The organism is Lacimicrobium sp. SS2-24 (assembly GCF_002201535.1).
Lineage (GTDB): Bacteria > Pseudomonadota > Gammaproteobacteria > Enterobacterales > Alteromonadaceae > Lacimicrobium.
On the sequence record NZ_NIWW01000002.1, the window covers coordinates 38384 to 55091 of the forward strand.

The following is a 16708-nucleotide window of genomic DNA, read 5'->3' on the forward strand; positions in this document are numbered from 1 at the left end:
GTTCACCTGCTGATTGACAATAACGTCAGATCATCAGGCAATTTGCTTTGTTGATCGACGCCAACACGCTTTGCCAGTTCAGCCAGATCCACCGGCATGGGATCAAGCATCTTCTGCAATTGTGACAATTGCTGGTCTAATGATTGCGCCTGGATACTCTCCAATACACCGTCAGAAAATACATACAGAGAAAAATGCGGCTGCAACATACAGAGTTTTTCGTTGTACTGAGTAAAATCAAATAACCCTGCCGGTGTCCCTTTGCATTCCATCACTTCCTGTTTGCCATCCTGGCACAACAAAGGCCACGGAAAAATCCCGGCATTAGTATAACGCAGCATCGCTTTTTCGCTGTCCAGTACGCCATACAGCAACGCCACATGTTTACCCAGATCCTCTTTAATCAGAGTCTGATTAAGCTCATCCAGCAAGGCGGCCGGATCAATAATGATGGTACTTTCTTTACGGGTATATTGCTCAAGCGCCGCTGAAATAAAACGTTTCAGATACACTGTTACAAAAGCGGAAGACACGCCATGCCCTGACACATCAGCCATGTAAAATCCTGCATACCTGTCATCAATGGCAAAATAATCGACAAAATCACCACTCATATAATCAGAGGGCAGTAACAGGTGGTTGAAATTAAATCCCAACACCTCCAGGTTGTTATCTGGCAGCATCTTAAACTGAATTCGTCGACCGGCCTGCTCTCCTTCTTCCAGCTCCGACAAGGATGATTGTAATCGCTGGTTTGCCTGCTCCAACTCCTGAGTGCGCTGCCTGACCTTGCGCTCTAATTGCTGATTCAGCTCAACAACCTGTTGGATAAAACCATAGCTGCGTAACGAGGCGATCACTGCCGTCACCAGTTTTTGTGACGTCAGTTCGGTTTTTTCTTTGTAGTCATTGATATCATAATCAAGAATCACACGCTGCTCGGGAGCATGGCCCGCCTGCCCGGTTCTGAGGATTATTCTCACCGCACTGTTGTTCAGTTCGCGACGAATATAGTGCACCAGCTGCAATCCGGCATCGTCAGATTCCATCACCACATCGAGCAGGATAAGACAGATGTTCTTTTTCTGTTGCAACAGGGATTTGGCCTGTTCACCGCTGCTGGCACTGAGCAGCTCAACGGGTCTGTCTTCAAACACCAGATCCCGCAGTACCAGTCGGGTCATAACATGAACTTCATCGTCATCATCAACAATCAGTATGGTCCAGGGCGGCGCTGATTGCTGCTTCTCATCAGAAGGCCTGTCTTCTTCAAAAAAGAGTATATCGTCCTGCTCATCAGATTGAGTCATCAGCCGTGGAAATCCTCGTTAAACATCACCTATTGAATTTTTACTATAGCGCCCAAACACTGATGCTGACAGTAGAGAATCAGACTCCCTGTACAAAGGCAGATCAAATTTAATCTCAGCACGGGCTCGCTGACCTGCGATCCGCTGATATAATGGTATCCCGTTTAGATATAGGCAAACACGTGAGCGCAGTTGAAATCATCGTTGGATCCATGCTCGGCGCAACAGAATATGTTGCCGATGCTCTTGCGGAAAAATTCGATTCCTATGACATCAGCAACCATATCCATCTGAATGCTGACCTCGCAGACCTCAATCCTCAGGCTACCTGGTTGCTCTGTACATCCACCCATGGTGCCGGTGACTTACCAGACAATATCCAGTCTTTTTCAGCTCAACTTCAGCAGGCCGAGTTAGCGCATATCCGTTATCTGATAATTGGCCTTGGTGACAGTAGCTATGACACCTTTTGCGAGGCCGCGAAAACCCTACACCGGTTAATGCAAGAACGGGGCGCACAGTGTATCCAGGAACCGCTGTTTATCGATGTACTGCACCATCCTATTCCGGAAGAAGAAGCAGCAGCCTGGTTGGACAAAAAGCTTAAGGAAGAAGATCTGGCCAGCGCCATTAAAAATGCTGAGGTGAATCCTTGAGTCCGGCAGAACGTGAGGCCCTTACTTCAGCCATCAGTAATGAGGCCAGAGTACTTTACCTGCTGGGGTTAAAACCCGAGGCCGATCACAGCACCGGAGTTACCCGTCCGTTGCAGTATCGCACGCTACTAAACTTGCTCAACAGTACGCAGAAAACCTTTACCTTGGGCAGGCAGATCAATCAGTTACTGCAAGAACTGGTCGAGGCCGGCTTGGTCGTATGTGAACAGGAGTCGATCAGTGAGCGTAGTCTTAACGGACAGTGTTTACTGCTTCCCTACCTGGTAAAAGAGACACCAAGTTATCAGCAACTGCACCTGCAATGGCAAACCATGAGTGCAGACTGGAAGCCACACCAAGAACTCTTTAACGAACTGGCGTCTTTGGTCGGGTTGCTGGATAAAAGCTACAGTGAAGAAGATATCGGAGAGTTTATCGCATACTGGTTAACCCGTCCTGAAACAAACCTGACCCTGTTTCAGTGGACGCAAAAATTTGTATTACAGCTTAAAAACCGACGTCAGGCAGCACCAAACAAACACAGAGTTGGACATCAGGTCGTGCCCGCCATTGCAGGCATAACAGCTGACGATAATGCCCGAAAACTGGTGGAAAAATATCATGCAAAGCCTAAAAGATAAAATTGCCCAACTGGCCAAAACCATGGGGAAAAGCGCCCCACAAGGCCCGCTTAAGGATTATTCAACGCTGCGCAAAGAATATGAAGAACAAGCCAACAAAGAAGTGTTGCAGATGCAGCTCGAAGCCAAAAAGCAGCGTATCGAAAACATACACGGGCGTTCAGACCTGAATCCCGCCTGGACCTTCAATAACCTGATTGAAGACACCGCCGATGTTAAAGAAGCCGTCAGTATTGCCAGGTCTTTTATTGCCGCCCACGGCGACCCTAGCTGGCGACGCAGTGGATCACACATGATGTTATTTTACGGTGATTACGGCCGCGGGAAATCACATATTGCAGGTGCCATTGCCCATGAGCTGATTGAAAAATATGAAATATCCGTGCTTTACCGGCAGCTTTCCAGCTTGCTTGAAATGCGCTACTTCTCTTATGACTTCAATGCCAAAGATGACGCAGGACAGCGATTTCGCGAAATAACACAGGAACTGATGACAGTGGATTTGTTGATATTAGATGAAGTCTGTGTGAATGAGTCTCAGCTGAAAAAAAGCGCTCAGGGTTGGTTAGGCACGCTGCTACGACAGCGCTACAGTCAGAATAAAAACTGTATTCTTATTACCAATCACGACCTTGCCAGCCTCGAACAGGCCGTTGGTCCGTATTGCTTTGAGTCGATAAAAGAGTACGACACCTACAAGGTTCGTTTCAGTGGCCCGAGCCGACGTAAAACAGTTCAGGATGACCTTCCCAGCAGCCCCAAAACCGGTGGCTACGTACCTAATCAGGTACGCTAAAAACCGGTTAGTTTCGTCCCGGAACATCATTTCGGGACGTTTCCTCTGTTAATTTTATGCTCTGTGCAGGAATTAGCGTCGTTGCACAACCAGGCGTTGTCCTTGAACCAGGACCAGATCTTATCCACCGCTGATCATGAGGATCTGGCACCCGATCACCCGTTCCCTTCCGATCATACTCATAGTTTATCCACAAAAAACTTATAAAAAATTTCTATATGTGGATAAAATCAATTTAAAGCTGTGGTAAACCTCTGTTTGTTATCTTTATAAGTTTTTAAACAAATCCGCCTGTGGATAAAACAGCTGTTTGATCCCAGCTTATACTCATTAGATCAGATCTTACACACAAGGTTAGTTTGATAGTAACTTATTGATTTATAATTATAATAACCACTTATCCAAAGGATCTGGCGTGCTTAAAAGTAATAACAATAAGCTAATAGATCCATAAAGATCTTAGATCTATAAGCTTGGATCCTTTTTCAGTCTGGTCGAATTTTAATCGTTTCGTTTCGCCCACAAAGTCTATAGAATATGCGCCCCGATTCAGGCCACTTAAGAGGTAATGATGTTTTACAACGAAAAATTTGATGTCATCGTCATTGGTGGTGGTCATGCTGGTACTGAAGCCGCATTGGCCAGTGCCAGGATGGGCGTTAAAACATTATTACTTACCCATAACATCGATACTCTGGGTCAGATGTCCTGTAATCCTGCAATTGGTGGGATTGGTAAAGGCCATCTGGTTAAAGAAATTGATGCATTAGGTGGCGTCATGGCGATGGCTGCGGATCGTGCCGGGATCCAGTTCAGAACCCTTAATTCCAGTAAAGGGCCAGCCGTAAGAGCGACCCGTGCCCAGGCCGATCGCAGTCTGTACAAAAATGCAGTTCGCAGTGTTTTAGAGCAACAACCCAACCTCACACTGTTTCAGCAATCCTGTGATGATCTGATTATCGAGCAGGATCGTGTGACCGGGGTAGTCACGCAGATGGGTCTGAAATTCCATGCTAAAACCGTGGTCATGACCGTGGGTACATTTCTAGGTGGTGTTATTCATATTGGTCTGAATAATTATCAGGGCGGCCGGGCCGGTGATCCTCCTGCCAATGCATTAGCACAAAAACTCCGTGCCATGCCGTTCAGAATTTCACGTTTAAAAACCGGTACGCCAGCAAGGCTCGATGCCCGCAGTCTCGATTACAGCAAGATGCAGGAACAGCCAGGAGACTCCCCTCTGCCGGTATTCTCTTACCTGGGCAAGGTTGAGGATCATCCCCGGCAGATTCCGTGTTATATCACCCATACCAATGAAAAAACCCATGAGGTGATTCGTAACAATTTACATAAATCGCCTATGTATGCCGGTGTCATCGAGGGAATTGGACCCCGTTACTGTCCCTCTATCGAAGATAAAATAGTTCGTTTTGCCGACAAAACATCACATCAGATCTTTGTAGAACCTGAAGGCCTGACGAGCGTAGAAATGTACCCTAACGGTATTTCAACCAGTTTGCCTTTTGATGTGCAGTATGAACTCGTTCGTTCTATTCGTGGTTTTGAGAATGCCCATATTATCCGTCCTGGTTATGCCATCGAATATGACTTCTTCGATCCCAGAGATCTGAAACAATCACTGGAAACCAAGTATGTGCAGGGGCTGTTTTTTGCTGGCCAAATCAATGGCACTACAGGCTATGAAGAAGCCGGTGCACAGGGGTTGATCGCGGGCATGAACGCGGCGTTACAGGTGCAGGACAAGGAAAGCTGGACACCCCGTCGGGACCAGGCTTATATCGGTGTATTGATTGATGATCTTGCAACCATGGGTACGCAAGAACCCTATCGTATGTTTACCAGCCGCGCCGAATACCGTTTGCTGTTGCGTGAGGATAATGCCGATCTGCGATTAACCGAAAAAGGTCGCGAGCTGGGCCTGGTCGATGACTACCGCTGGCAGCAGTTTAATCTGAAGCTTGAAGCCATAGAGCAAGAGCGTCAGCGTCTGGCTGGCAGTTGGGTGCATCCTTCCCATGCAGCCACGGGCGCGCTCAATCAGATGTTGAAGAATCCGGTCAGTCGCGAGCATTCCCTGGAGGAATTGATCCGCAGGCCTGAAATGACGTATGCCAGGTTGATGCAGATTGATGAACTGGGACCGGGTTTGCAAGATCCGCAAGCCGCTGAACAGGTTGAAATTCAGATTAAATATGCCGGTTATATCGAACGTCAGAAAGAGGAAATAGAGCGGGCATTGCGTAATGAAAATACCTTGTTACCCATGGATTTTGATTACAGTCAGATATCCGGTTTATCCAATGAGGTGATTGCAAAACTCAATGACGCCAGACCCGAGAGCATTGGTAAAGCATCCCGAATTTCCGGGGTAACACCAGCGGCAATTTCTTTGTTGCTGGTGCACCTCAAAAAACAGGGCTTATTGCACAAAAACGGCCAGCGAAAAGACGGTAAGAAAAGCGCCTGATGACCACGACTCTTGCATTACAACAACAACTGAGTGAGTTGCTAGCGCAAACCGAACTGAGCATCAGTGAAATGCAACGGCAACAACTGGTTGCGCTGGTGGCGCTTATTCACAAATGGAACAAGGCCTATAACCTGACATCGGTAAGAGATCCTCAGGAAATGCTGATTCGCCATATTCTCGATTCTGTAGTGGTGGCCCCTCACATCAGGGGCAAGCGTTTTATCGATGTGGGAACCGGCCCGGGTTTACCTGGTTTGCCGCTGGCCATCATCATGCCTGAGCAGGAATTTGTATTGCTCGACAGTCTCGGTAAGCGTATTCGCTTTATCAAGCAGGCGGTATTTGAACTGGGGCTCACCAATGTGACTGCGGTGCAGTCCAGAGTGGAAAAATACCAACCCGATGTCCCCTTTGATGGCGTTTTAAGCAGAGCCTTCGCCAGCATAAAAGATATGTTGCACTGGTGTCAGCATCTGGTAGATTCACAAGGGACTTTTTTGGCGCTCAAGGGTCAGTTGCCGGCTGAAGAAATCGAGCACGTGCCACAGGGCTTTGTGATCAGCGAGACGCTCAGACTCGAGGTGCCGGGTCTGGAGGCCGAGCGCCATCTGATTAAAATGATGAAAAACTAATACAGGTGACGGGGTTTTGGGAAAGGTCATTGCCATAGCGAATCAAAAAGGTGGTGTAGGGAAAACGACCACTGCAGTAAATGTTGCGGCGTCCATGGCGGCGACCAAACGTAAGGTTCTGCTTATCGATCTGGATCCTCAGGGGAATGCCACCATGGGCAGCGGCGTTGACAAATACAATGTCGATGCAACCTGTTATGAACTGTTGATTGAAGAAAAACCCGCCGATGAAGTGATTATCACTGAAACCAGCGGTAAGTATCATCTGATTGCCGCCAACGGTGACGTCACGGCGGCAGAAATTAAACTGATGGAGCAATTTGCTCGCGAAGTCAGGTTGCGCAATGCGCTGCAGTCGGTGCGCAATTATTACGACTTTATTTTTATCGACTGCCCGCCTTCCCTGAATCAATTAACCGTTAATGCCATGGCAGCTGCCGATTCGGTACTGGTGCCAATGCAGTGTGAATATTATGCACTGGAAGGCCTCACCGCATTAATGGACACCATCAGTAAATTGGCTTCGGTGGTTAACCCTGAACTCAAGATAGAGGGTGTACTGCGTACCATGTACGACCCGCGCAACCGATTGGCTAACGATGTATCCGAACAATTGAAGCGCCACTTTAAAGACCAGGTTTATCGTACGGTGATCCCGCGTAATGTGCGTCTGGCTGAGGCGCCGAGTTTTGGTACGCCAGCGATGTATTACGAACGTTCATCCACCGGTGCGAAGGCCTATCTGGCGCTGGCGGGTGAAATTCTCAGGCGTCGTGACCAGGAAGTGAAGAACCGACGTCAGGAGGCAACCGTTGAATCCGGTGACAATGAGTGATGTCCTGTCTCCCGTTGATCTAATTTGTAGTTGAGGAACCCATGTCCACCAAGAAACGCGGCTTAGGAAGAGGTCTGGATGCCCTGCTGGCAACCAGCAGTCAGCAAAAACACACTCAAAGCTCTGAAGAGCAGGCCTCCGCTCAGGCCGGAGAGTTGCAGAAGCTGCCGATTGAGTATTTGCATCCGGGTAAATATCAACCACGCAAGGACATGTCTCCGGAAGCCCTTGAAGATCTGGCGTCATCCATCCGTTCCCAGGGCGTTATCCAGCCCATTGTTGTACGCAAGACCGGTGAACACAAATTCGAAATAATAGCCGGTGAGCGTCGCTGGCGTGCGTCGCAGATGGCGCACCTGGATCAGGTTCCCTGTATCGTCAAAAATGTACCTGATGAAGCCGCCGTGGCCATTGCGCTAATAGAAAATATTCAGCGCGAAGACCTCAATGCGATGGAAGAAGCCCAGGCGCTTCAGAGATTGCTCACTGAATTCGACTTGACGCATCAGGAAGTGGCCGAAGCGGTAGGAAAATCCCGCGCCAGTGTCACCAACCTGTTGCGGCTGAACAATCTGGCAGACGACGTCAAGTTATTGCTCGAATACGGTGATATTGAAATGGGGCATGCCCGTGCGTTGTTGGCGCTGGAAGGGGATAATCAGACCGAGGCTGCCAGAACTGTGGTGGCCAAAGGCATGACGGTCAGAGATGCGGAAAAGCTGGTGCGTAAACTGCTGGAGCCATCACCGCCTAAAACAGAGCCAAAAACAGATCCCGATATTAAGCGCCTGGAAAATGATCTTGCTGAGCAGTTGGGGGCTAATGTATCTATCAGTTGCAACGCGAAAGGCAAAGGCAAGCTGACCATCAACTACAGCAGTCTTGATGAATTGGATGGTATTATCAGTAAATTTAAGTCAGAGGCCCGCTAAAAGGGGCAAAATGCCTGTTCAGCAGCCTTGTCTGAGCTGGCCGAATATGGTTGCAAAAGCCAGGCAGATCAGTATACTTCGGCAGGTTTTTGACCCCTGTTTGAGGGCCTGAAAGGTTTCAAATTGACAAAAAATAGCGTGGCCAGTGAAAGAAAATCAGCGTATCTGGCAATACTGTTTCAGGCCGGGGTTGCTGCCATCATCAGTGCGGTGGTTTGGATGCTTTATGATCCACTGGCAGCAAAATCAGCCCTTAAAGGTGGGCTGGTTGCGGTAATACCAAATTTTGTGTTCGCGTATCTGGCTTTTCGTTACATTGCGTCAGAGCATGCGGAACGGGTAAAGGCCCTGATGTTAGGGGGTCATACCTTAAAAATAATTTTAACTGTTGTGTTGTGTGCCCTGGTGTTGTCTCAGTCTTCATTAGCGCCGGGCTTTTTTATTGCGGGGTTTGTAATTACTCTGCTAACACAATGGACAGCACCTTTTTTCTTTAAACATTAAACAATTAGGATGAAACATGGCTGCAGGTGAAGAACTGACCTTATCCAGTCATATTCAGCACCACCTGACAAACGCGAAAGTCTGTACCACCGAAGCCGGTGTCAGCTTTAACAAAGCGTGTAGTGAGGCAGGGTTCTGGACATGGCACATCGACACCATCGCCTGGTCCGTTGGACTGGGTATTTTGTTTTTATGGCTGTTTCGCTCAACGGCAAAAAAATCCACTACTGGCGTGCCTGGCAAGTTCCAGTGCTTTGTGGAAATGATCGTTGAGTTTGTTGCTGACAACGTCAAAGACACCTATCACGGCCGAAGCAAGCTGATTGCACCGCTGGCGCTGACCATTTTCGTCTGGGTGTTTCTGATGAACCTGATGGATTTGGTACCGGTAGATATTCTGCCTTTCATTGCACAGCAGGTGGGTGCCCAGGCTTTCGGTATGGATCCTCATGACGTCTATATGAAGATTGTACCGACCACCGATATCAATATGACCGCCGCCTTAGCGCTGGGTGTGTTTATCCTGATGATCGGTTATTCCATTCGTATTAAAGGGGTAACGGGGTTCGTAAAAGAACTGACCTTGCATCCCTTTAGCACCAGTAATCTGCCGTTGCAGATTGTATTGATTCCTTTCAACCTGCTGCTCGAACTGATCGCATTGGTCGCCAAGCCGTTTTCACTGGCACTGCGTTTGTTCGGTAACCTGTATGCCGGTGAAATGATATTTATCCTGATTGGCGCAATTGGACTTATGCAGTTGCCCCTTCACTTTGTCTGGGCGGTGTTCCATATCCTGGTCATTGTGTTGCAGGCCTTTGTATTTATGATGCTGACCATTGTTTACTTAAGCATGGCCAGTTCGGACAATCACTGATTTTTTAACTCGTTACTTTAACTTTAACTTTTGATAATTGGAGAAAACAATGGAAATCGCAGTTGCAATTAAACTTATCGCTGTAGCTTTGTTGATCGGTTTCGGTGCCATCGGTACTGCACTGGGCTTTGGTAACATGGGGGGTAAATTCCTCGAAGCCTGTGCCCGTCAACCCGAGCTGGCGCCTTCCCTGCAGGTTAAAATGTTCATCCTTGCTGGCCTGATCGACGCCGTAGCCATGATCGGTGTGGGTATCGCCATGTACATGTTGTTCGCAATGTAAGAAAACGACTTTAGTCACTTTACGAACAACTGTTAATAAGGAGGAGGGGTTGTGAATCTTAACGCCACTCTAATTGGAGAACTAATCGCTTTTGCCGTCTTCGTGCTGTTCTGCATGAAGTTTGTATGGCCGCCATTGATGTCGGCCATTGAAGAGCGTCAGAAAAAAATCGCTGACGGTCTGGCTGCCTCTGAGCGTGCAGATAAAGATCTGCAGATCGCTCAGGAAAAAGCGAAAGAGCAATTGAAAGAAGCGAAGCATCAGGCTGCTGAGATTATCGAACAAGCCAAGAAACGGGCTGCTGAAATCGTGGATAGCGAAACACAGCGAGCTCACCAGGAGCGCGAGAAAATCGTTGCTGCCGGTCAGGCCGAAGTCGAAGCAGAGCGTAATCGTGTTAAGGAAGAACTGCGTCAGCAGGTTGCGACCTTGGCCATTGCGGGTGCAGAGAGAATTTTAGCGCGCCAGATTGATGCGGCGGCACAAAGTGACATAGTTGAAAAACTGGTCGCTGAACTTTAAGGGGTATTGGGCCTATGTCTGAACTGGCAAATATTGCTCGCCCCTATGCCAAAGCAGCGTTTGAATATGCGGTGGACAACAAGGCGATTGCCCAGTGGCAAGACATGCTGGGTTTTGTCGCTTCTGTCGCACAAAACGACTCGATGCAGCAGGTATTGAAAAGTGCCATGGCAGCCAACAGGCTGTCACAGCTGTTTATTGATGTATGTGGCGAACAACTCGACCCGCACGGTCAGAACCTGATAAAGGTCATGGCTGAAAACGGACGCTTGAATACGCTCCCTGATGTATTGGCCATGTTTAATCAGCTCAAGTCTGACTATGAAAAAGAAGTTACGATCGAAGTGACTTCGGCAACAGAATTGAGCGACAAACAAATCGCTGATCTCAGCGCGTCTCTTGAAAAACGTCTTGCACGAAAAGTACAGCTGAATTGTAAGGTGGACCCAGAATTGGTGGCAGGCATGGTAATCCAGGCCGGTGACAATGTGATTGATGGTTCCATCCGCAGCAAATTGACCCGTCTAGCCGACGCGTTGCAAGCATAATGGGGAAAAGAGCATGCAACTGAATTCCACAGAAATTGCAGAACTGATCAAAAAAAGAATTGAGCAGTTTGATGTTGTAAACGAAGAAAGAAACGAAGGTACTATTGTCGGTGTTACCGACGGTATCATTCGCATAAACGGTTTGGCTGATGTCATGCAAGGTGAGATGATCGCCCTGCCCGGCAACCGTTATGCTATCGCCCTGAACCTGGAAAGAGATTCAGTAGGTGCCGTTGTTATGGGCCCTTACGCGGATCTGCAGGAAGGGGTAAAGGTTAAATCTACTGGCCGTATCCTTGAAGTCCCTGTTGGTGAAAAGCTACTGGGCCGTGTGGTAAACACCCTGGGTGCACCCATCGACGGTAAAGGTTCTATTGATGCCGACCGTTTTGAGCCGGTAGAAAAGATCGCTCCTGGTGTTATCGAACGTCAGTCAGTCGATCAGCCCGTGCAAACCGGTTATAAATCTATCGATGCGATGATTCCGGTTGGTCGTGGTCAGCGTGAGTTGATCATCGGTGACCGTCAGACCGGTAAGACCGCACTCGCTGTCGACACCATCATCAATCAGAAAGATTCCGGCATTAAGTGTGTTTACGTTGCGGTGGGTCAGAAAGCCTCTACTATCGCAAACGTTGTGCGCAAGCTGGAAGAGCACGGTGCCCTTGACCACACTATCATTGTTGCGGCTTCGGCTTCAGAATCTGCTGCATTGCAGTACCTGGCGCCTTTCTCTGGTTGTACCATGGGTGAATACTTCCGTGACCGCGGTGAAGATGCACTGATTATTTACGATGACCTGTCTAAACAGGCTGTTGCTTATCGTCAGATTTCATTGCTGCTGCGTCGTCCACCTGGTCGTGAAGCCTACCCTGGTGATGTCTTCTACCTCCACTCCCGTTTGCTGGAGCGTGCTGCCCGGGTTAATGCGGACTACGTTGAAAAGTACACCAACGGTGAAGTAAAAGGTAAAACCGGTTCACTGACTGGTTTGCCAATTATCGAAACTCAGGCCGGTGACGTGTCTGCGTTCGTACCGACCAACGTGATTTCAATCACAGATGGTCAGATCTTCCTTGAAACCAACCTGTTCAACGCCGGTATTCGTCCTGCCGTTAACGCGGGTATATCGGTATCTCGTGTAGGTGGTGCAGCACAGACTAAAATCATCAAGAAATTGGGTGGCGGTATCCGTCTGGCCCTGGCTCAGTACCGTGAACTGGCGGCCTTCTCGCAGTTTGCTTCTGACCTTGATGATGCAACCCGTGCCCAGCTGGAGCATGGTGAGCGCGTCACAGAGCTGATGAAACAGAAACAATACTCGCCTATGTCTGTGGCGAAAATGGCTGTTTCACTCTTTGCCGTTGAAAAAGGTTACCTTAAAGACATCGAGCTGAACAAAGTCCTCGACTTTGAATCTGCTTTACAGTCTTTCATGGAAAGTGAATATGCCGATTTGATGAAAACCATCAATGACACGGGTAACTACAACGACGAAATCGAAGCGTCTCTGAACGAAGCATTGAAGAAGTTCAAGGAAACGCAAACTTGGTAATCACAAGATGCGCCTAGGCGCATCTGTCGTTGAGTAATCGGGAGAGTGTCATGTCCGGTGGTAAAGAGATAAAAGGCAAGATCGGGAGTATTAAAAATACTCAGAAGATCACCAGCGCAATGGAGATGGTTGCCGCGTCAAAAATGAAAAAGGCGCAGCAACGTATGGCTTCAAGCCGCCCCTATGCGCAGAACATGCGTAGCGTGATCGGCCGCTTAGCCAATGCCAACCTGGAATACCGTCATCCTTATCTGGAAGAGAGAGATGTTAAGGCTGTAGGCTACATCGTTATCTCCACAGACAGAGGCTTGTGCGGTGGACTAAACACCAACGAATTCAAAGCGGTAGTGAAAGAAGCGCGCGAATGGCAGGGCAAAGATGTCAAAGTTCATTTCGCTGCTTTGGGCTCCAAAGCTTGTGGTTTCTTTGACCGTTTTGGTGGAAAGGTAATGGCAGCTGAGTCGGGACTGGGTGACAGCCCCAGCGTCAGCGACGTAATTGGCCCGGTAAAGGTCATGCTGAACGCGTTTGATGAGGGTGAGATCGACCGCCTGTATCTGGTATTTAACAACTTTGTGAATACCATGACTCAGGAACCCAGAATTGATCAGTTACTTCCTTTGCCTAAGTCTGAAGAAGAAGATTATAAGCACAGCTGGGACTACCTGTATGAACCAGATCCAAAGCCAATTTTGGATACCCTTCTGGTTCGTTACATTGAATCTCAGGTGTATCAGGGTGTGGTAGAAAATCTGGCCTCAGAGCAAGCCGCCCGAATGGTGGCGATGAAGGCAGCAACAGATAACGCCGGAAACCTGATCGATGAACTGCAACTGGTTTATAACAAAGCCAGACAAGCGGCAATCACACAAGAAATCAGTGAGATTGTCAGCGGCGCCGCAGCTGTGTAGGCAAAGGTTTAAAATTAAGAGGACAAATTATGAGTAAAGGTAAGGTCGTCCAGATTATAGGTGCCGTTGTGGATATCGAATTTCCACAGGATTCGGTACCTAAAGTCTATAACGCACTGAAAGTGACCTCCGGTGAACTGGAGGGGCTGACACTGGAAGTTCAGCAGCAATTAGGTGGTGGCGTCGTACGTACCATCGCTATGGGTACCACCGACGGTTTGCGTCGTGGTCTCGAAGTAGAAGACGCCGGTCGTCCAATTGAAGTACCCGTGGGTAAAGCCACCCTGGGTCGTATCATGGACGTTCTGGGTAATCCTATTGATGAAGCGGGCCCTATCGGTGAAGAAGAAAAATGGTCTATTCACCGCCAGGCACCAAGCTACGAAGAACAGTCTACAGCGGTAGAATTGTTGGAAACAGGTATCAAAGTAATCGATCTGATTTGCCCCTTCGCGAAAGGTGGTAAAGTTGGTCTGTTCGGAGGTGCCGGTGTAGGTAAAACCGTAAACATGATGGAGCTTATCCGTAACATCGCCATCGAGCACAGCGGCTACTCAGTATTCGCCGGTGTAGGTGAGCGTACTCGTGAGGGTAATGACTTCTACCATGAGATGAACGACTCAAACGTACTGGATAAAGTGTCTCTGGTTTACGGTCAGATGAACGAGCCACCGGGTAACCGTCTGCGTGTTGCTTTGACCGGTCTGACCATGGCGGAGAAATTCCGTGATGAAGGTCGCGATGTACTGTTCTTCGTCGATAACATCTACCGTTATACCCTGGCCGGTACTGAGGTATCTGCATTGTTGGGTCGTATGCCTTCAGCGGTGGGTTATCAGCCTACACTGGCTGAAGAAATGGGTGTTCTGCAGGAGCGTATTACCTCTACTAAGACAGGTTCAATCACCTCAATCCAGGCGGTATACGTACCGGCGGATGACTTGACTGACCCCTCACCAGCAACCACCTTCGCTCACTTGGACGCAACGGTTGTATTGTCTCGTGATATCGCTTCACTGGGTATCTACCCTGCTGTTGACCCACTGGACTCTACTTCACGTCAGTTGGATCCACTGGTTATCGGTCAGGAACACTATGATGTGGCTCGTGGCGTACAGTCTGTGTTGCAGCGCTATAAAGAGTTGAAAGACATCATCGCGATTCTGGGTATGGATGAGTTGTCTGAAGAAGATAAGCGCGTGGTATCACGTGCTCGTAAGATTCAGCGCTTCCTGTCTCAGCCTTTCTTCGTTGCTGAAGTCTTTACCGGTGCGCCAGGTAAATATGTATCACTGAAAGACACCATCAGTGGCTTTAAAGGCATTTTAGATGGTGAGTACGATGACCTGCCAGAGCAGGCGTTCTACATGGTTGGCTCAATCGAAGAAGCGGCCGAGAAAGCCAAGGGCATGTAAGGGTTTTCCGCTGCCCAGGCAGCGGAAAGAAACTAACCGTTAGGAGGTGAAATGGCAGCTATGACTGTACATCTCGACGTGGTGAGTGCCGAAGAGAACCTGTTCTCTGGTCGGGTCGAAACCATCCAGGTTACTGGTAGCGAGGGTGAACTGGGAATCTATCCCGGACATGCTCCGTTATTGACTACCCTGAAGCCAGGCATGGTCAGGCTGGTAAAACAGCATGGTCACGAAGAGTTAATCTATATCGCCGGTGGCGTGCTTGAAGTGCAACCCGGTACGGTTACGGTAATGGCCGATGTGGCCGTTCGTGCAGATGATCTGGATGAACAGGCCGCGCTGGAAGCCAAAAAGCGTGCTGAAGAGCATATTGCCAATCCAAGCAGCGATCTTAATTATGCTGAGGCTGCCGCAGAACTGGCAGAAGCCATTGCACAGCTGAGATTGATTAAGAGTTTGCGTCGCAAGTAAGCGAGCGCTATACGCTTAAAAAAGGACCCGCCATCGGCGGGTTTTTTATTGCCCGTTTACCCCTTAAGTCTCGACCGCTACTTGCCGCCAACAGGCGGTCTATTGTTTTGGCCTCAGATATTGCTGTCGCACACGCAACAGACTCAGCAGAGGTTCGCTGTTAATCTTCTCCAGTTGATTGACTCGCTGCGTTAGGATAAATCACAGCCCAGGGTAAGTCTGATTGTTCACATTGGTATTGCAGATGCCTGAAGTCTTGGGATGTCTCACCATCGTAAACGTCGATATGCTGCAGCGTCAGTTGCAGCAAAGGTACGGTGTTTTTCGCCTGTTTGCTTTCACTAGGATGTCGCAGAATAATAATTCTGGTTTCATGTGATAAGGGTCGGACGGCCGCGCACAGGCACACAGATTGCGGATAGCGACAAATTTGGCAATATAGTCTTTTGCTGGTCATTCTGGAGACAGGTCATTAACAGCGACACCAAGTATAAAAGGATATGGGAGACTGTGCAGCTGATTCCATCCGGTTGTGTTGCCAGTTATGGACAAGTGGCCGACCTGGCTGGCTTACCCGGCCGCGCACGTCTGGTGGGTAAGGCCCTGGGTAAGACGCCAACGCACCTTAACCTGCCCTGGTTCAGGGTCATTAAATCCAATGGTCAGTTGGCCTTTCCTGCCGGCAGTGAGATGGCCCTATGTCAGCAAGGCTTGTTGCAGCAAGAAGGGGTTGTAGTGCTGAACAACAGGGTTCCGATGGCGGACTTTCGATGGCAGCCTGATCTGTCCGAACTGTTGCACAGGCTAAGGTACTGACGAAATCGTTATCGACACTTCTTATTTTACCCTGCCAGCGCTAAGCTAGGTTTCTGTTTCAATAAATGGATCTGTATCATGACCCGCTATACTTCCTGCTGTTTCTTTGTCCTGTTGTTTATGTTTGCTTCCTTTAGCCAGGCATCTGAACAAGAGTTGGCCGCTAAACTCGACAGTTTTTTATATGGGGCCAGCGTCAATGACCCATCAGTGCATGATGATTTCTGGCATGCCGATTTGGTGTATACCAGTTCTGCGGGTGATCGCTTCGGAAAAACATCGTTGATGCAGGGTGTCGAGGACGCAGGCATGATAAAGGAATCTGAGGTAACAACCTGGTACAGCGCCGATCAGGTTCACATCAGATTGTTTGGTGATGTTGCACAACTGGATTTCAGACTCGTTTCCCGCACTGGTGACACCACTCAATACTATTTGAACAGTGGCACCTTCGTGCGTCAGAACGGCGATTGGCGGGCAATAAACTGGCATGCAACCAAAGCCGGCGAATAA

Annotated in this window: 19 protein-coding genes; 18 read left to right on the top strand and 1 reads right to left on the bottom strand. The window is 48.7% G+C overall.

What is annotated here, in order from left to right:
• Nucleotides 1-2: 2 nt before the first annotated feature.
• Nucleotides 3-1310 (bottom strand): SpoIIE family protein phosphatase, encoded by a 1308-nt coding sequence (locus CCY32_RS03895; protein ID WP_088329292.1) that lies wholly within the window; start codon nucleotides 1308-1310, stop codon nucleotides 3-5.
• Between the two features lie 182 nt (nucleotides 1311-1492).
• On the opposite strand from CCY32_RS03895, the gene mioC reads away from it, so the two are divergent.
• The 18 genes from mioC to CCY32_RS03990 all read left to right on the top strand — a co-directional run bounded on the left by mioC (nucleotide 1493) and on the right by CCY32_RS03990 (nucleotide 16708).
• Nucleotides 1493-1966 (top strand): FMN-binding protein MioC, encoded by a 474-nt coding sequence (mioC, locus tag CCY32_RS03900; RefSeq protein ID WP_088329689.1) that lies wholly within the window; start codon nucleotides 1493-1495, stop codon nucleotides 1964-1966.
• Nucleotides 1963-2607 (top strand): DnaT-like ssDNA-binding domain-containing protein, encoded by a 645-nt coding sequence (locus CCY32_RS03905; RefSeq protein ID WP_088329293.1) that lies wholly within the window; start codon nucleotides 1963-1965, stop codon nucleotides 2605-2607. Before mioC ends, CCY32_RS03905 begins: the two co-directional genes overlap by 4 nt.
• Nucleotides 2588-3403 (top strand): ATP-binding protein, encoded by an 816-nt coding sequence (locus CCY32_RS03910; protein ID WP_088329294.1) that lies wholly within the window; start codon nucleotides 2588-2590, stop codon nucleotides 3401-3403. Before CCY32_RS03905 ends, CCY32_RS03910 begins: the two co-directional genes overlap by 20 nt.
• 571 nt (nucleotides 3404-3974) lie before the next feature.
• Nucleotides 3975-5891, top strand: coding sequence for a tRNA uridine-5-carboxymethylaminomethyl(34) synthesis enzyme MnmG (gene mnmG / locus CCY32_RS03915; RefSeq protein WP_088329690.1), 1917 nt, complete (start codon nucleotides 3975-3977; stop codon nucleotides 5889-5891).
• A complete protein-coding gene (rsmG, locus tag CCY32_RS03920) occupies nucleotides 5891-6526 on the top strand; it encodes a 16S rRNA (guanine(527)-N(7))-methyltransferase RsmG (protein WP_088329295.1) in 636 nt (211 codons plus the stop codon). Before mnmG ends, rsmG begins: the two co-directional genes overlap by 1 nt.
• Nucleotides 6527-6542: 16 nt before the next feature.
• On the top strand, nucleotides 6543-7361 hold the full coding sequence (locus CCY32_RS03925; protein WP_088329296.1) for a ParA family protein: 819 nt from the start codon (nucleotides 6543-6545) through the stop codon (nucleotides 7359-7361).
• A 41-nt stretch (nucleotides 7362-7402) separates the two neighbouring features.
• Nucleotides 7403-8293, top strand: a complete 891-nt coding sequence (locus tag CCY32_RS03930) for a ParB/RepB/Spo0J family partition protein (protein WP_088329297.1) — start codon at nucleotides 7403-7405, stop codon at nucleotides 8291-8293.
• A gap of 123 nt (nucleotides 8294-8416) precedes the next feature.
• A complete protein-coding gene (locus CCY32_RS03935) occupies nucleotides 8417-8797 on the top strand; it encodes an ATP synthase subunit I (RefSeq protein WP_088329298.1) in 381 nt (126 codons plus the stop codon).
• A gap of 16 nt (nucleotides 8798-8813) precedes the next feature.
• The gene (atpB, locus tag CCY32_RS03940; protein WP_088329299.1) at nucleotides 8814-9674 is read left to right on the top strand and encodes a F0F1 ATP synthase subunit A; all 861 of its coding nucleotides are present in this window, start codon (nucleotides 8814-8816) and stop codon (nucleotides 9672-9674) included.
• Between the two features lie 49 nt (nucleotides 9675-9723).
• Nucleotides 9724-9957 (top strand): F0F1 ATP synthase subunit C, encoded by a 234-nt coding sequence (gene atpE / locus CCY32_RS03945; protein ID WP_062483651.1) that lies wholly within the window; start codon nucleotides 9724-9726, stop codon nucleotides 9955-9957.
• 51 nt (nucleotides 9958-10008) lie between these two features.
• Nucleotides 10009-10479 (top strand): F0F1 ATP synthase subunit B, encoded by a 471-nt coding sequence (gene atpF / locus CCY32_RS03950; protein ID WP_088329300.1) that lies wholly within the window; start codon nucleotides 10009-10011, stop codon nucleotides 10477-10479.
• Between the two features lie 14 nt (nucleotides 10480-10493).
• Entirely contained in the window at nucleotides 10494-11027 is a 534-nt protein-coding gene (atpH, locus tag CCY32_RS03955; RefSeq protein ID WP_088329301.1) for a F0F1 ATP synthase subunit delta, read from the top strand.
• 13 nt (nucleotides 11028-11040) lie between these two features.
• Complete coding sequence (atpA, locus tag CCY32_RS03960; RefSeq protein ID WP_088329302.1) at nucleotides 11041-12582, top strand: F0F1 ATP synthase subunit alpha; 1542 nt, start codon at nucleotides 11041-11043, stop codon at nucleotides 12580-12582.
• A 50-nt stretch (nucleotides 12583-12632) separates the two neighbouring features.
• Nucleotides 12633-13493 (top strand): F0F1 ATP synthase subunit gamma, encoded by an 861-nt coding sequence (gene atpG / locus CCY32_RS03965; RefSeq protein WP_088329303.1) that lies wholly within the window; start codon nucleotides 12633-12635, stop codon nucleotides 13491-13493.
• 29 nt (nucleotides 13494-13522) lie between these two features.
• The gene (gene atpD, locus CCY32_RS03970; protein ID WP_088329304.1) at nucleotides 13523-14908 is read left to right on the top strand and encodes a F0F1 ATP synthase subunit beta; all 1386 of its coding nucleotides are present in this window, start codon (nucleotides 13523-13525) and stop codon (nucleotides 14906-14908) included.
• Nucleotides 14909-14959: 51 nt separating this feature from the next.
• Entirely contained in the window at nucleotides 14960-15379 is a 420-nt protein-coding gene (locus tag CCY32_RS03975; protein WP_088329305.1) for a F0F1 ATP synthase subunit epsilon, read from the top strand.
• A 471-nt stretch (nucleotides 15380-15850) separates the two neighbouring features.
• Nucleotides 15851-16195, top strand: coding sequence for an MGMT family protein (locus tag CCY32_RS03985; RefSeq protein WP_088329692.1), 345 nt, complete (start codon nucleotides 15851-15853; stop codon nucleotides 16193-16195).
• 78 nt (nucleotides 16196-16273) lie between these two features.
• Nucleotides 16274-16708: a nuclear transport factor 2 family protein gene (locus CCY32_RS03990; RefSeq protein WP_088329306.1), complete on the top strand. Its 435-nt coding sequence runs from the start codon at nucleotides 16274-16276 to the stop codon at nucleotides 16706-16708.

What these genes read in the sequence shown, in the direction of transcription:
- CCY32_RS03895 (WP_088329292.1), bottom strand. Translation starts at nt 1,310, where the DNA reads ATGACTCAATCTGATGAGCAGGACGATATACTCTTTTTTGAAGAAGAC.
- CCY32_RS03910 (WP_088329294.1), top strand. Translation starts at nt 2,588, where the DNA reads ATGCAAAGCCTAAAAGATAAAATTGCCCAACTGGCCAAAACCATGGGG.
- mnmG (WP_088329690.1), top strand. Translation starts at nt 3,975, where the DNA reads ATGTTTTACAACGAAAAATTTGATGTCATCGTCATTGGTGGTGGTCAT.
- rsmG (WP_088329295.1), top strand. Translation starts at nt 5,891, where the DNA reads ATGACCACGACTCTTGCATTACAACAACAACTGAGTGAGTTGCTAGCG.
- CCY32_RS03930 (WP_088329297.1), top strand. Translation starts at nt 7,403, where the DNA reads ATGTCCACCAAGAAACGCGGCTTAGGAAGAGGTCTGGATGCCCTGCTG.
- atpB (WP_088329299.1), top strand. Translation starts at nt 8,814, where the DNA reads ATGGCTGCAGGTGAAGAACTGACCTTATCCAGTCATATTCAGCACCAC.
- atpE (WP_062483651.1), top strand. Translation starts at nt 9,724, where the DNA reads ATGGAAATCGCAGTTGCAATTAAACTTATCGCTGTAGCTTTGTTGATC.
- atpH (WP_088329301.1), top strand. Translation starts at nt 10,494, where the DNA reads ATGTCTGAACTGGCAAATATTGCTCGCCCCTATGCCAAAGCAGCGTTT.
- atpA (WP_088329302.1), top strand. Translation starts at nt 11,041, where the DNA reads ATGCAACTGAATTCCACAGAAATTGCAGAACTGATCAAAAAAAGAATT.
- atpG (WP_088329303.1), top strand. Translation starts at nt 12,633, where the DNA reads ATGTCCGGTGGTAAAGAGATAAAAGGCAAGATCGGGAGTATTAAAAAT.
- atpD (WP_088329304.1), top strand. Translation starts at nt 13,523, where the DNA reads ATGAGTAAAGGTAAGGTCGTCCAGATTATAGGTGCCGTTGTGGATATC.
- CCY32_RS03975 (WP_088329305.1), top strand. Translation starts at nt 14,960, where the DNA reads ATGGCAGCTATGACTGTACATCTCGACGTGGTGAGTGCCGAAGAGAAC.
- CCY32_RS03990 (WP_088329306.1), top strand. Translation starts at nt 16,274, where the DNA reads ATGACCCGCTATACTTCCTGCTGTTTCTTTGTCCTGTTGTTTATGTTT.